Raw genomic sequence first — 14,048 nt, forward strand, 5'->3', positions numbered from 1 at the left:
GCCGGCTTCCGGGCTCTTCAAAAGTGACCCGCCGTAAGGGCGGAACCCTAAGCCGCCGTTACCGCAGCAACGGATATGTACTCGACCAACACCAATACCACGGACGATCAAGCAATAACCGGCGCCCGATCCCAATCCAACTGCGCCGCCACCATCGGCCGGCCAAACCAGTAACCCTGCCCCAACTCACACGCCAGTCCAAGCAAAAACACCGCCTGCTCACGCTGCTCGATGCCCTCGGCGTGCACCTGCATACCCATGCTGTGGGCCAAGGCAATGATCACCCGGACGATCGCCGCATCATCCTCATCCCACGGCAACCCCGCGACAAAACCCTGATCGATCTTCAGCTTCTGCACCGGCAAACGCTTAAGCCGCAGCAACGACGAATAACCCGTGCCGAAATCGTCGATGGCCAGGCGCACGCCCAACTCCCGCAGGCGATGCATCTGCTCCAGCGCCACCTCCGGGTCTTCCATCACCGCGCTTTCCGTCACTTCCAATTCCAGGCAGGCCGGATCCAGGCCCGTGTCGTGCAACACCTGCGCGACCTGCTCATACAACTCACGATGGGCAAACAGCCGACTCGAGACGTTGACCGCGACGAACGCCAACGCCACGCCCGCCTGCTGCCACCGACACATCTGCCGGCAGGCCTGGTCCATAACCCAGGCATCGATCTGGGCAATCAGACCGGTTCGCTCGGCGATGGGAATGAACTCGGCCGGCGACACCAGCCCCCGCGTGGGATGCTCCCAGCGCACCAGCGCCTCGACACCGACCAGACGGCTACTCGCCAAGTCGTGTACCGGTTGGTAATGAACGCGCAACTCCTGCTGCTGCAGTGCGCGACGCAGCTCGAAGGCAATCTCGACCCGTTGCTGCGCGTGGGCAGTGAGCTCTTCGGTGTACAAGGCGTAGCCATCGCGTCCGGCGCTCTTGGCCTTGAACAGCGCCGAGTCGGCATTGCGCAACAGTTGCCCGGCGTTCAGGGCATCGCCGGGAAACAGGCTGATGCCGATGCTGGCGTTGATGAACAACGCGTGCTCATCGAACCGCAGCGGTTCTTTCAAGGCGTCGAGGATGCGCCGGGCCAACGCCGCGGCCTGATCGGGCTGGGAGCAGTTTTCCACCAGCAGCGCAAATTCGTCGCCCCCCAGCCGCGCCAGGGTCACGCCCGGCGCAAACAGCCCGCGAAATCGCTCGGCCACGCCTTTGAGCAACTCATCGCCCACATTGTGGCCCAGGCTGTCATTGATGTTCTTGAAGTGATCCAGGTCCACCAGCAACAGCGCACAGCCACGCTTGTGCAACTGCGACGACGTCAGGGCCTGCTCGGTACGGTCGGAAAACAGCAGGCGGTTGGGCAAGCCTGTCAGCGGATCGTGGTGGGCCAGGTACGCCAGCTCATGCTCGGAATCCTTGAGGGCGCTGATGTCAGAAAACACCGCCACATAATGGCTGACCCGGCCGTTTTCGTCGCGAATGACGCGGATCGTCTGCCATTGTGGGTAGATCTCACCACTTTTACGCCGATTCCAGATTTCACCACTCCACTCGCCCAGGTTGTCCAGCGCGGCAAACATGTCGCGATAGAAATCCGGCCCATGGCGACCAGACTTGAACAGGTTGGGGCGCTGGCCCAGTACTTCGTCCCGGGCATAACCGGTGATCGCCATGAAAGCCCGATTCACATGCACGATCAGGCCGTTGTGGTCCGTCACCAACACCCCTTCGCGGGTGCAATCGAAGACGGCGGCGGCCTGGCGCAGGCGCTCGCGATCGGCGCCGTGCTCGCCCTTGGCGAAAAACCGCGAGATCCGTGCCCGGGCCAGGAAGATCAGCCCGGCGCTGAGCAGGATCCAGGCATAACCATTGATCAGGAGCCAGCGCTGCCTGTCGGCGAATTGATCGAAGAAACTGCTCAATAAATAACCAATCAGCTGCAGCCAGACGACTGACAACACGAGGTAAAGCAGCGCTACGCGCATGGCACTGCGTTGATAGGCAGGCATTCGGCCATCCATGTCCTTACAAAGAGGTGGATTATAGAGGAAGAAACATTCAGCCACTCTTATCTGAAAGGCCGACTGGTTTTATCTGTGGGGCTGGTGATAATGCAACGGCGGTTTCTATCTTTATCGAGGGCCCTACAGCCTATGTGGTACGAAGGTTTTCTTGGCTTGTCGGCCTGGTCACTGGTGGCAGTCACCCTGCTGATGACCCACGTCACGATCATCGCCGTCACGGTCTATCTGCACCGTTATTCGGCGCATCGCTCCCTGGAGCTCAACGCCGGTCTCAAACATTTCTTCCGTTTCTGGCTGTGGCTGACCACGGCGCAGAACACCCGCGAGTGGACCGCCATCCACCGCAAGCACCACGCCAAATGCGAAACCGAGGATGACCCCCACAGCCCGGTCATCAAGGGCTTGTCCACCGTGCTGCGCAAAGGCGCCGAGCTGTATCGCGCCGAGGCGGAAAACCCGGAAACCCTGCGCATCTATGGCAAGAACTGCCCCGACGACTGGATCGAGCGCAACCTCTACAGCCGCTTCCCGCTGCTGGGCGTGGCGATCATGGGCGTCATCGACCTGCTGCTGTTCGGCACCATCGGCATCACCATCTGGGCCATCCAGATGATGTGGATTCCCGTCTGGGCCGCCGGTGTGGTCAATGGCCTGGGCCATGCCGTGGGCTACCGCAACTTCGAATGCCGCGACGCGGCGACCAACCTGGTGCCCTGGGGCATCCTGATCGGCGGCGAAGAACTTCACAACAACCACCACACCTACCCCAACTCGGCCAAGCTGTCGGTGCGCAAGTGGGAATTCGACCTGGGCTGGGCCTGGATCCGGGTGTTCAGTTTCCTGCGCTTGGCCAAGGTCCAGCGGGTTGCACCGATCGCCCACCGGGTCGAAGGCAAGGGCCACCTGGACATGGACACGGCCATGGCGATCCTCAACAACCGCTTCCAGATCATGGCGCAGTACCGCCGGCTGGTCATCGCGCCGCTGGTCAAGCAGGAACTGGAGAAGGTCGATCACTCGGTGCGTCACCAGTTCCACCGGGCCAAACGCCTGCTGTCGCGGGAAACCAGCCTGCTGGACGATCGTCACCACGTGCGTATCCAGAACATGCTCGAACACAGCCACGCACTGAAGGTGATCTACGAGAAACGCCTGGCCTTGCAGCAGATCTGGGTCAAGACCAGCAGCAACGGCCACGACATGCTCGCCGCCATCAAGGAATGGGTCAGCGAAGCCGAGGCCAGCGGCATCCAGTCCCTGCGGGACTTCGCCGACCAGCTCAAGACCTACTCGCTAAGGCCTGCCACGGCCTGACGAGGCAACTCCCCCTGTGAAGAAGGGCTTTTGTGGTGAGGGGATTTATCCCCGCTGGGCTGCGCAGCAGCCCTGAAACCTGATGACTCGGTGTATCAAAATCACTTGAATTGACTGTCTTGGAGCTGCTTCGCAGCCCAGCGGGGATAAATCCCCTCGCCACAGGTTCAGCTCCCATAATTCGACTCGCTAAATCCCCCGCCCTTCGTCGCCTGAAAAGGAACTTCGCCCCGAATCCCCTATCTCAAAGAGCACTTCGCCATCCTGGCGGGCTTTGGAGAAAAGTGCGTGCAAAACAACAGCAGTGCACGCTCTTTGAGATTTGTGCCGATGGTCGACAAGAACCTACAGGATTACTCCCTACCTCATTGGCCCGAGGCGGCCCAGACGCTCATGGCGCTGATGCATGCCCAGGGCGAAGTGGCGCGCCTGAGCGAACGTGAGCAACTGTTCAGCTCGCTGCTGGTCAGCGTCAATGCCGTGCTATGGGCGTTCAACTGGGAAACCCGGCAAGTGCTGTATGTCAGCCCCGCCTACGAGCGGATCTTCGGCCGCCCCGCCGGCCTGGTCCTGGCTGACTACAACGAATGGCGCGATGCGATCTACCCCGACGACCTGGAGTACGCCGAACGCAGCCTGGCCGAAGTCCTGGTCAAGGGCGCCGTCGAAGATCGTGAATACCGCATCATCGCTGGTGACGGCCAGGTCCGCTGGCTGAGCGACAAGTGCTTCATCAACCGTAAGGCTGAACCTGGGCAACCGGTGATCGTCGTCGGTATCGCCGAGGACATCACCGAAAAGAAGCTGCTGGAAAGTGAGCTGCAGCGGTTGGCGACCACCGATGTGCTGACCCAGAGCAGCAATCGCCGGCATTTTTTCGAATGCGCCCACCGCGAATTCGAGCAAGCGCGGCTACAAGGGACGCCCATGGCGTTCCTGTTGCTGGACATCGATGACTTCAAGGTGATCAACGACACCTACGGCCATCAGGAAGGCGATACCGTGTTGCAGAAGATCGCCGAAAGTGGCCGCTCCGTGCTCCGGCGCGGCGACCTGTTCGGGCGGATCGGCGGCGAAGAGTTCGCGGCGGTGTTCCCCGGTTGCGCCCCCGACATGGCATTGCAGGTGGCCGAGCGGCTGCAACGGGAAATCCAGCGCCTGATGTTCCGTTGTGGCGAGCAGACCTTCGGCATTACCGTCAGCCAGGGCCTGACCGCCATTACCCCCGAAGACCAGTCCCTCGACAGCCTGTTCTCCCGGGCCGACGCGGCCATGTACGAGGCCAAGCGCAAGGGCAAGAACCGCATCATCGCGGCTTGAGTGAGTTGTCCCGCCACTGACCCCCTGTGGGAGCAAGGCTTGCCCGCGATAGCAGCGCCTCGGTGTCCACTTGAACCCGAGTTGCCTGCATCGCGAGCAAGCTTTGCTCCCACAAAGCCCGCTCCCACAGGGGTCAGGTGGTGGGGCTACTTGCGGCGCAAGCGCATCAGTTCCGGCAATCCGATCTTCAATAAGCGCGCCGTACGCCCCTGGGCCAGTTCTTCAAGCCCTTCATGCTCGGTCAGGTGAGCCATCTGCGCCGCCATGTTCATCACCAGCGCCTCGCGGGAATAAACCCCACCCCCCAGGCTATAGGCGGCCGCGATCAACTCACGCAACTCCAGCGGCAGACGCCAGCGAGTGCGCAGCGCCGAGCCGAAGCCGGCGCCGTATTGATCGAGGGAATTACCCACTTCCTCCAACTCATCCAGCTCGCCACCCGCCTGCGTCCATTCTTCCAGGCAACGCAGCAGCGCCAGGTCGCCCAGGCGATGCAGCAGCCCCGCGCAGTAACAGCGTTCCGGTTCCAGATCCAGCAGCCGCGCCAGGGTCCGGGCGTACTCGGCGGTGTGCAGCGACAATTCCCAGTAGCGCTTGGCATAGTCCGCCAGATACGGAACGCTGAGGCGGGCGCAGCGCTTGAGGGTCAGGACGAGGATCAGGTTCATGCTCTGCCCCGTGCCGAGCTGGTGCAGCGCCTGGGCCACGGTCTGCACCGGGCCGCCACCCTGATGCTGGGCAGCGCTGTTGGCCGCCGCAATCAGCACGCCAGTAATTTGCGGGTCGGTGCGGATCTCTTCTTCCAGCAGTTTCAGATCCAGGCCAGTGGGGTTGAGGCAGCGCTTGACCGCCACCTGTACATCGGTCATCAGCGGCGCGCCTTCGGACAGATCCCGTCGCCGTTCCAGAAAGGCTACCAAGGTCTGGCCCGCCCCCGGAACCGGCACGTCGCCGGAGGTGTCTTCAGCGCCACTCAACAGCAACCCTTGCAAACGCTGGGTCAGGCTTTCCCGGTTCAAAGGCTTGGTCAAATACGCCGTCGGCGCCAGGGGCACGACCTCACGCACACTGGCGCTGTCATTACGCCGGCTCATCAGAATGAACGGTAACGGCGCAGCTCGATGCTGTTGGCGAAGGCCACGCAGGATAGTCAGGCCATCAACACCCGGCAGCTCCCAATCGGCGATGACCAGGTCGTACGAATTATGTGCCAGCAAATCCTGGGCCTGCTGCCCGTCGCCGCAGGTGTCCACTCGGGCATCGCAGCGCACGCCCGACAGCACTTGCTCAAGCAGCTCCCGGGACGCCGGGTCAGCCTCGGCGATCAACACACGCGGTACGGCGGGTAAAACCACAGCAGTCATGCAACATCGCTCCCTTGCTATACATGCACCTTAGACAATGAAGGCCGTTCCAGACAGCTCAAACCTGCGGGATATGCCCGCGGCCATGAAAAAACCCGCCGAAGCGGGTTTTTTGTGAATCAGTGCACAATCAGAGTTCGTAAATCAGAGCTCGGAGAAGCACTCTTCGATGATCGCCAGGCCTTTGTCCAGTTGCTCGTCTGGCGAGGTCAGCGGCACCAGTACCCGCAGAACGTTGCCATAAGTACCGCAGGACAGCAGGATCAGGCCCTTGTCCCGCGCCTTGGCCACCACCTGGGCCACTGCCGCGGCGTTCGGCTTGTGGGTGTCGCCGTTTTCGAACAGTTCCACGGCGATCATCGCGCCCAAGGCACGTACTTCACCAATGACCGGGTACTTTCTCTGGATCGCCTTGAGGCCAGTCACCAGACGCTCACCCACAGCCTTGCAGCGGTCCAGCAGGTGCTCTTCTTCGAACACGTCCATCACCGCCAGCGCCGCCGCACAGGCGATCGGGCTACCGGCATAAGTGCCGCCCAGGCCGCCTGGGGCGATGGCATCCATGTACTCGGCCTTGCCACACACACCAGCCAACGGGAAGCCGCCAGCGATGGATTTGGCGAAGGTGGTCAGGTCGGCGGCAACGCCCATCTGCTCCATGGCAAAGAAGGTGCCGGTACGACCGGCGCCGGTCTGCACTTCGTCAGCGATCAGCAGGATGCCGTGCTGGTCGCACAGGGCGCGCAGGCGCTGCATGAAGGCCTTGGGCGCTACGTAGAAACCACCCTCGCCCTGTACCGGCTCGATGATAATTGCGGCGATGTCACGGGGTTCGGCGTCGTTCTTGAAGATGCGCTCGATGCTGGCGATGGAATCATCGATGCTCACACCGTGCAGTTCGTTCGGGTACAGCGCGCGAAAGATGCCACCAGGCATCAGGCCCATGCCGGCCGAGTACGGCACGACTTTACCGGTCAGGCCCAGGGTCATCATGGTGCGACCGTGGTAAGCGCCGGTGAAGGCGATCACACCGGCACGGCCCGTGGCGGCGCGGGCGATCTTCACGGCGTTTTCCACCGCTTCGGAACCGGTGGTGACCAGCAGGGTTTTCTTGGCGAAATCACCCGGGACCTTGGCGTTGATTTTTTCGCACAGTTCCACATACGGCTCGTAGGCCAGGACCTGGAAGCAGGTGTGGGTCAGCTTGTTCAGCTGTGCGGTCACGGCAGCGATGATTTTCGGGTGCACGTGGCCGGTGTTCAGCACGGCGATACCGCCGGCGAAGTCGATGAACTCACGACCTTCGACGTCGGTTACCGTGGCGTTCTTCGCCGACTCGGCAAAGATCGGGTGAATCTGGCCGACGCCACGGGGAACAGCGGCGGTACGGCGGGCCATCAAGTCAGCGTTAGTCTTGCTCATTACAGTCCTCATTCGCCGCTCATCGGTCGGCGTGGTTCAAGGATTACACGGCGAGAAGTCAGCGGCGGCAGCATGCGATGATCGACTGCCACGGCGTTTCCGGCCGCAAAGAAAATACAATTTGAAACCACGCAAAGGGACAGCGCTCTCGTGCCCTTTGCGCTTGAAGCGGATCAGATACCCAGGCAGAGGTATTTGATTTCCAGGTAGTCCTCGATGCCGTACTTGGAGCCTTCACGGCCCAGGCCCGAGGCCTTGATGCCGCCGAACGGCGCGACTTCGTTGGAGATCAAACCGGTGTTGACGCCGACCATGCCGTATTCCAGGGCTTCGGCCACACGGAACACACGGCCCAGGTCGCGGGCATAGAAGTACGAGGCCAGGCCGAACTCGGTGTCGTTGGACATCGCGATCACTTCGGCTTCGTCTTTGAAGCGGAACAGCGGCGCCAGCGGGCCGAAGGTTTCTTCCTTCGCCACGGCGGCGTTTTTCGGTACGTTGGTCAGGATGGTCGGCTCGAAGAAGTTGCCTTCCATCGCTTTGCCACCCGACAGCACGGTCGCGCCTTTGCTGACCGCATCGGCAATGTGTTCCTGGACCTTGGCGACCGCTTTGCCGTCGATCAACGGACCGGTGGTGGTGCCATCGTCCAGACCGTTGCCGATCTTGAGCTTGGCCACCGCCACTTTCAGTTTCTCGGCGAACGCGTCGTACACCGAGTCCTGGATGTACAGGCGGTTGGCGCAAACGCAGGTCTGGCCGTTGTTGCGGTATTTGGAGATGATCGCGCCTTCGACGGCCTTATCCAGGTCCGCGTCGTCGAACACAATGAACGGCGCGTTGCCGCCCAGTTCCAGGGAGACTTTCTTGATGTCCTTGGCACATTCAGCCATCAACTGACGGCCGATTTCGGTCGAGCCGGTGAAGGACAACTTGCGCACGATCGGGTTGCTGGTCAGCTCGCCACCAATGTCGCCAGCGCTACCGGTGACCACGCTCAGCACGCCTTGCGGGATGCCGGCACGGTGCGCCAGTTCCACCAGGGCCAGGGCCGAGAACGGGGTTTGCGAAGCCGGCTTGATAACCATGGTGCAACCGGCAGCCAGCGCCGGGCCGGCCTTGCGGGTGATCATCGCGGCCGGGAAGTTCCACGGAGTAATGGCCGCGGTCACGCCGATCGGCTGCTTGATCACGATCAGGCGCTTGTCGGGCTGGTGGCCGGGAATCACATCGCCGTAGATGCGCTTGGCTTCCTCGGCGAACCATTCGATGAACGAGGCGGCGTAGACGATTTCGCCCTTGGCTTCGGCCAGCGGCTTGCCTTGTTCCATCGTCATCAGGCGACCGAGGTCGTCCTGGTTTTCGATCAGCAATTCGTACCAGCGGCGCAGCTTGTTGGCGCGCTCCTTGGCGGTCAGCGCACGCCAGGCCGGCAGCGCCTTGTCGGCGGCTTCGATCGCACGACGGGTTTCGGCAGCGCCCATCTTCGGCACAGTGCCCAACACTTCGCCCGTCGCCGGGTTGGTGACCTTGATCGTCTGACCATTGTCCGCATCGACCCAAGCGCCATCGATAAAGGCTTGCTGGCGGAACAACTGGGTGTCTTTAAGCTGCATGTCGGCTTTCCTTAACAGCACCGCGCGCACGCGGAGCGAATTAGATTTGTAGAAAGGCGCCTCGGGGGCTGCCGTCAGGGAAATCATTCACCGGGCTGAAGCACAGAAATAACGCACATAAGCACAGACGTGCGGTTCAGCACCCAGACAAGAGCGTTTGAAATCTCAAACGAATCCTAGGGCCGATGGGGGTGAAGGACAATAGGCTGTTCGAAAAAAAGAACGAAAAAACCGAATTTGCCCGCTTTTTCTGATCAGCGTAGCCAACACCCGGCGAGCTGCCCAAAAACGCAGGCGATTCAGCAGCATGGACGCCCGCCACGCATATGAGTATCATGGCGCCCGCGTCGCACCAGTAGCTCAGCTGGATAGAGTACTGCCCTCCGAAGGCAGGGGTCGTGGGTTCGAATCCCGCCTGGTGCACCATCCTCAGAATCAAAAAGCCCCTGGTCGCAAGACCTGGGGCTTTTTTGTGGGCGCTGTCTCACTCAACGCTTGCGCAACGCCTCCAACCGCGCCGGCAAGTCTTCCTTGGGGAAGCGCTTGTGCAGCGCCAGCAGCTTCTCATCAGCGGCCTCGCTCTCACCCGCCTCGCGCAAGCGCAGGATTTCCATCAGGCCCTGCTCCAGCGATGGCAGTGCAGCCGGCGCGGATTTGCTCATCTTTGCCGCTGGCTTTTCCGCCATGGATTGCATCGGGCTGGCCGGGGCCCGAGCCAGTTCGCCCTGGGGCGCCATGCGGGTGATCGGCGCGGGGGCGGGCATGGCCGGTGGGGGTGCAGCGGCTACGGCGGGTTCTTGCTGGTCGGCGGAAAAGTCCATCGAAGCGGGTGAGGCCAGTTCGTCGTGGGGCACAGGGGAACGCAGTACCAGGCCAATCATCAGCGCCACGCCGGCGACCGTGGCGAATGCCATTTGCCAGCGCGGCCGTTGGCAGGCTTGCAGCCAGCGTTGCCACAGGCTTGGCGTCGGCCTCGGGGCTTCGCGACGGGCGGTGGCCAGGATGAAGGCGTCCAGGGAGGCCGGCGGCTCGCCGCTGGCGTGTTGGCGAAAATGCTCGATGAGCCTTTCGTCATCGGGATCCGGGGTGTGTTTGGGGTCGATCATGCGGGTACCTCCTCGGCCAGCAGTCGCTGCAATTTCTGCTGGGCGTAACGCAAGCGGCTTTTGACCGTTTCCAGCGGGACGCCGGTCAGGGCGGCAATCTGTGGCAGCTCCAGGTCACCGTGCAGGCGCAGCAGGAAGACTTCTCGCTGATCCTCGGGCAAGGCCTGCAACGCGGCGTCGAGACGCGCCTGGTCGCGGCTCAGACTCAGCTGTTGCTCGGGGCTGCTGGTGTCGTCGGGCTGGACGTGGAGCTGCTCGTCGTAACTGTCGTGCAACGGGTTGTGGACGCCATGTTTGCGCCAGTGGTCGATCAAGCGGTTGCGGGCAATCTGGAACAACCAGGTACGAAAACTCGCCCGGCCTTGTGGCTGGGTGGTGCTGCGAATCAGGCTGAGCCAGGTGTCCTGGAAGACTTCCTCGGCCAGTTCGGCCTTGTTGCTCAAGGACATCAGGAAACGGTAAAGCCCTTGCCGATGGCGGGCGTACAAGGCTTCGAAAGCAGCCCCGTCGCCGTTGCGGTAGCGGGCCAGCAGCGATTCGTCGCTGGGAGAATCAAGCGCAGCGGGCATGTCAGTGAGGAACTCCTTTCCGATCATTGCAACACAGTCCTGGCAGACAACAAGGAAACCCTGTGGGAGCGAGCTTGCTCGCGATGGCGGTGCATAAGTCCACATCAATGCCAACTGATCCGAAGCCATCGCGAGCAAGCTCGCTCCCACATTTGCCCCTCGTTGTGCTCGGGATCAGCGCTTGGCCGCGGGCTCAAGGCTCTGGGCCAGCTCCACCAACTGCACAAACTCGCCACGCAGCCCAAACGGATCATCGCCGCGGGCCGAGCGCGCCAATTGTGCGGTGTCCTTCAAAGTCATCGTCCCAGTGTAGCGTCCATCGCCCTTGAGCTGTTGGGCGAAGGCGGCAACAGCGGCCGAGAAGCGCAGGTCATCGCTGGGCTTGCGGTCGTTCTGCACGCCAGCAATGGGATGCTCGATCAATCGACTGCTACCGCCCTCAGCCGGCTTGTAGCGTACGCGCAACATCGCCAATTCCCCTGACGTGCTCTCCGACTTGGGCGTACTTCCATAGCGCAGTGGCTCCAGCCAGCCCGGCGCGCCCTTCGGAACAATTTCATACAACGCCGTCACCGTATGCCCGGCGCCGATCTCGCCCGCGTCGACCTTGTCGTTGTTGAAGTCCTCACGTTTCAACGCACGGTTCTCATAGCCCAGCAGGCGATACTCACTGACCTGGGCGGGGTTGAACTCCACCTGCAACTTCACATCCCGCGCCACCACCGCCAGGGTGGAGCTGAGCTGGTCCACCAGGACCTTGCGCGCTTCGAGCAGGTTGTCGATGTAGGCGTAGTTGCCGTCACCGGCATCGGCGAGTTGCTCCATCAGGTGTTCGTTGTAGTTATCCACACCGAAGCCCAGCGTCGTCAGGGAGACGCCGCTTTTACGCTGGTCCACCGCCATCTGCTTGAGGCTGTCGAAATCACTGATGCCGACGTTGAAGTCGCCGTCGGTGGCCAGCAGGATGCGGTTGATGCCTTTGTCGATGAAGCTCTCCCGCGCCATCTGATAGGCCAGTTCGATACCCGAAGCGCCCGCAGTGGAACCACCGGCGTCGAGTTGATCGATGGCGTTGCGGATGGTCACCTTGTCGCGACCCGAGGTGGGCTTGAGCACCACCCGGGATTCGCCGGCATAGACCACCAGGGACACCCGGTCCTGATCGCGCAATTGGTCCACCAGCAGTTTCAGCGTGCTCTTGACCAGCGGCAGGCCTTCGCGACGATCCATGGAGCCGGAAACGTCCACCAGGAAGACCAGGTTGGCCGGCGCCAGATCCGCCACGGCGCGGTCGCTGGCCTTGATGCCGATGCGCAGCAAGCGGGTGTGGGGATTCCACGGTGACGGGGCCACTTCGGTGGTCACACCAAAGGGTGAGCCGTCGGTGGGCAGGGCGTAGCTATACGGGAAGTAATTGACCATTTCCTCCAGCCGCACAGCACCTTCGGGCGGCAGGCTGCCTTGATTGAGCAGACGTCGCACATTGGCATAGCTGCCGGTATCGACATCCACGCTGAAGGTCGACACCGGCGTTTCGGCCACGCTGTGAATCGGGTTGTCCGGCAGTTTTTCGTATTGTTCGCGCGACTCGGCGCGGTAACCCGCAGTGACAGCATCGTTCGCCACGCTGGGGGCGGGCATCGATGCCGGTTTCATGAGCGTGCGCTTGACCGTCGACTGGCGCACTTCGGCGATCTCGCCTTGCGGTACGACGCTGGGCGCCACGGCCACCGGTTCGGACGGATTGGCCGCCTCCCGGGAGGAAGACAACCCACAACCGGCCAACGCCACCAGCAAAGTCACGGCGAAGCCTTGGGCAGCAGGACGCATAAAGGGAAGTGGACGGGACATGGGCTGAACCTCGTGAATGAATGATTCGTACACACGCTCAGACGCAAGGCACACACGGTTCGGGTTAACCGGTGGAAATTATTTTTTCCGGCGGCTGACAACCTTCGTCATTTTCCTCTCCAGCCCCTTGATACCTTTCGGATTTTTCCTCAAGTTACCGCCCCCTGAGTCGAGATACTAAAGTGCCATCAACCCTATAAGGACATTCCGTGTTCAAAACGCTCCTCAAGGCCACCGCCCTCATCGCCACCCTGTCGATGACCGGCTGCGTGTCCTACACCGTCACCGGCCCAGTAGGCAACCCGCAGCACCCTGCTCCCGTCAGCAGCCCGCGTATCGCACAAATCGCCGATGTCGCCGTGACTGCACCTGATGTCAACGATGCCACCCGCACGGCCATCAGCCGCTCGCTCACGGCCCAGCTCAATCAGTACGTACAGACCGGCGGCTACTTCAAGCAGGTCACCGAATACCCGACGCGCCTGGGCGAGAATGACGTACTGCTCAAGTTCGACATGACCTCCCTAAAAGGCCATCGCGCCCCGCACCCGGGCTACTTCCCCGGCGCGCTGCTGACCCTCACGGTCTGGATCTGGGTGAACGGCCCTATCTACGTCGACAGCTTCGATGTCGCCGGCAACCTGGTGATCGTCGACCGCGACGGCAAGGAACTGGCAACGGCCAAGGAAGAGATCAAGCTCGAGCGCAACGTTGGTTTGTATGGCCGCGAATACTGGGCGCCGACCATGGGTGCCCAACAGCTGAATCAGTTGGTCGCACAGCTGCTGGACACCGCCACCGCACGCCTGGCCAAACAATAAGGAGCAACACATGATGGGTTTCATCAAACACAGCCTGGTACTGGCCGCCGTTCTGCTGACCGGTTGCGTGTCCTACTCGCAACACCAATTGCCCGACGTGAAGACCTGGCCGCCAGCCGCCGCCACGCCAGCCGCCAAACCCAGCGCCTTCGTGCGCACCACCGCGCAGAACCAGGTCAATAGTGGCCCGGCCGTTGCCGCTTCGGGCGCCCAGGCCACCGCGTGGGAAACCTCCGTGGCCGAGACCTTCCGCGATTCCGGACGCTTCGCACGGGTCAGTACCGACAAGGTCGAGTCGGACATCTACGCAGAAGCCACCCTGCGCAACAACGAACAGTTCAGCATGGCCTCGGCCATCATCACCGGCGCGACCTTCTTCGTGATCCCGTCCACGGCCGAGAACACCTTCACCCTTGAAACCGTGTTCAAGGACAAGGACGGCAAGGAACTGGGGCGCGTGCAGAAGAGTGAATCGGTGCGCACCTGGATGCACCTGGTGCTGATTTTTGGCATTCCGTTCCAGCAGGACACCCGCGACGTGGTACAGGCGCTGACACGTAGCACGTTGGAAGAGGCGGTGCAGCGGCGGTTGCTGTAAGCGACCGCCCGACTCAACGCTTGCTGGAATCCTGTGG

Annotated in this window: 11 protein-coding genes and 1 tRNA gene; 5 read left to right on the top strand and 7 right to left on the bottom strand. The window is 61.9% G+C overall.

The annotated features are described in order from the left end of the window. Positions 1 to 107: 107 nt before the first annotated feature. Complete coding sequence (gene dibA / locus AC3A5O_RS27975; protein WP_122566740.1) at positions 108 to 2,015, bottom strand: phosphodiesterase DibA; 1,908 nt, start codon at positions 2,013 to 2,015, stop codon at positions 108 to 110. Between the two features lie 144 nt (positions 2,016 to 2,159). Between dibA and desA the strand changes: the two genes are divergently transcribed. Next, on the top strand, positions 2,160 to 3,344 hold the full coding sequence (gene desA / locus AC3A5O_RS27980) for a delta-9 fatty acid desaturase DesA (RefSeq protein ID WP_122566741.1): 1,185 nt from the start codon (positions 2,160 to 2,162) through the stop codon (positions 3,342 to 3,344). A gap of 330 nt (positions 3,345 to 3,674) precedes the next feature. After that, positions 3,675 to 4,664 carry a GGDEF domain-containing protein gene (locus AC3A5O_RS27985; RefSeq protein WP_305469107.1) on the top strand — a complete coding sequence of 330 codons (990 nt, stop codon included), beginning with the start codon at positions 3,675 to 3,677 and terminating at the stop codon, positions 4,662 to 4,664. 146 nt (positions 4,665 to 4,810) lie between these two features. Here the strand turns inward: AC3A5O_RS27985 and AC3A5O_RS27990 are convergent, their stop codons facing one another. From AC3A5O_RS27990 to gabD, 3 genes are all read right to left on the bottom strand, one after another. Beyond that, positions 4,811 to 6,028: an HDOD domain-containing protein gene (locus AC3A5O_RS27990; protein ID WP_487753985.1), complete on the bottom strand. Its 1,218-nt coding sequence runs from the start codon at positions 6,026 to 6,028 to the stop codon at positions 4,811 to 4,813. 144 nt (positions 6,029 to 6,172) lie between these two features. Then, complete coding sequence (gabT, locus tag AC3A5O_RS27995; RefSeq protein WP_305469103.1) at positions 6,173 to 7,450, bottom strand: 4-aminobutyrate--2-oxoglutarate transaminase; 1,278 nt, start codon at positions 7,448 to 7,450, stop codon at positions 6,173 to 6,175. Between the two features lie 173 nt (positions 7,451 to 7,623). Next, entirely contained in the window at positions 7,624 to 9,066 is a 1,443-nt protein-coding gene (gabD, locus tag AC3A5O_RS28000) for an NADP-dependent succinate-semialdehyde dehydrogenase (RefSeq protein ID WP_122566745.1), read from the bottom strand. A gap of 349 nt (positions 9,067 to 9,415) precedes the next feature. Here gabD and AC3A5O_RS28005 point away from each other — a divergent pair. Beyond that, positions 9,416 to 9,492 (top strand) — tRNA-Arg (locus AC3A5O_RS28005). 62 nt (positions 9,493 to 9,554) lie between these two features. On the opposite strand, the gene AC3A5O_RS28010 is transcribed toward AC3A5O_RS28005, so the two are convergent. The 3 genes from AC3A5O_RS28010 to AC3A5O_RS28020 all read right to left on the bottom strand — a co-directional run bounded on the left by AC3A5O_RS28010 (position 9,555) and on the right by AC3A5O_RS28020 (position 12,592). Beyond that, positions 9,555 to 10,172, bottom strand: a complete 618-nt coding sequence (locus tag AC3A5O_RS28010; RefSeq protein ID WP_305491465.1) for a hypothetical protein — start codon at positions 10,170 to 10,172, stop codon at positions 9,555 to 9,557. After that, positions 10,169 to 10,741 (bottom strand): RNA polymerase sigma factor, encoded by a 573-nt coding sequence (locus AC3A5O_RS28015; RefSeq protein ID WP_305491464.1) that lies wholly within the window; start codon positions 10,739 to 10,741, stop codon positions 10,169 to 10,171. Before AC3A5O_RS28015 ends, AC3A5O_RS28010 begins: the two co-directional genes overlap by 4 nt. Before the next feature lie 174 nt (positions 10,742 to 10,915). Then, complete coding sequence (locus tag AC3A5O_RS28020) at positions 10,916 to 12,592, bottom strand: vWA domain-containing protein (protein ID WP_122566747.1); 1,677 nt, start codon at positions 12,590 to 12,592, stop codon at positions 10,916 to 10,918. Between the two features lie 209 nt (positions 12,593 to 12,801). On the opposite strand from AC3A5O_RS28020, the gene AC3A5O_RS28025 reads away from it, so the two are divergent. Both AC3A5O_RS28025 and AC3A5O_RS28030 read left to right on the top strand, forming a co-directional pair. Then, positions 12,802 to 13,413, top strand: coding sequence for a hypothetical protein (locus AC3A5O_RS28025; protein ID WP_122566748.1), 612 nt, complete (start codon positions 12,802 to 12,804; stop codon positions 13,411 to 13,413). A gap of 10 nt (positions 13,414 to 13,423) precedes the next feature. Continuing rightward, positions 13,424 to 14,011, top strand: a complete 588-nt coding sequence (locus AC3A5O_RS28030) for a hypothetical protein (protein ID WP_305469095.1) — start codon at positions 13,424 to 13,426, stop codon at positions 14,009 to 14,011. Positions 14,012 to 14,048 lie beyond the last annotated feature (37 nt).

The sequence above is a fragment of the Pseudomonas sp. Soil_N_39 genome, assembly GCF_057655955.1.

Coding starts and splice junctions, on each gene's coding strand:
- AC3A5O_RS28020 (WP_122566747.1), bottom strand. CDS start 12,592: ATGTCCCGTCCACTTCCCTTTATGCGTCCTGCTGCCCAAGGCTTCGCC.
- AC3A5O_RS27990 (WP_487753985.1), bottom strand. CDS start 6,028: ATGACTGCTGTGGTTTTACCCGCCGTACCGCGTGTGTTGATCGCCGAG.
- AC3A5O_RS27985 (WP_305469107.1), top strand. CDS start 3,675: ATGGTCGACAAGAACCTACAGGATTACTCCCTACCTCATTGGCCCGAG.
- dibA (WP_122566740.1), bottom strand. CDS start 2,015: ATGCCTGCCTATCAACGCAGTGCCATGCGCGTAGCGCTGCTTTACCTC.
- gabT (WP_305469103.1), bottom strand. CDS start 7,450: ATGAGCAAGACTAACGCTGACTTGATGGCCCGCCGTACCGCCGCTGTT.
- AC3A5O_RS28030 (WP_305469095.1), top strand. CDS start 13,424: ATGATGGGTTTCATCAAACACAGCCTGGTACTGGCCGCCGTTCTGCTG.
- gabD (WP_122566745.1), bottom strand. CDS start 9,066: ATGCAGCTTAAAGACACCCAGTTGTTCCGCCAGCAAGCCTTTATCGAT.
- AC3A5O_RS28010 (WP_305491465.1), bottom strand. CDS start 10,172: ATGATCGACCCCAAACACACCCCGGATCCCGATGACGAAAGGCTCATC.
- desA (WP_122566741.1), top strand. CDS start 2,160: ATGTGGTACGAAGGTTTTCTTGGCTTGTCGGCCTGGTCACTGGTGGCA.
- AC3A5O_RS28015 (WP_305491464.1), bottom strand. CDS start 10,741: ATGCCCGCTGCGCTTGATTCTCCCAGCGACGAATCGCTGCTGGCCCGC.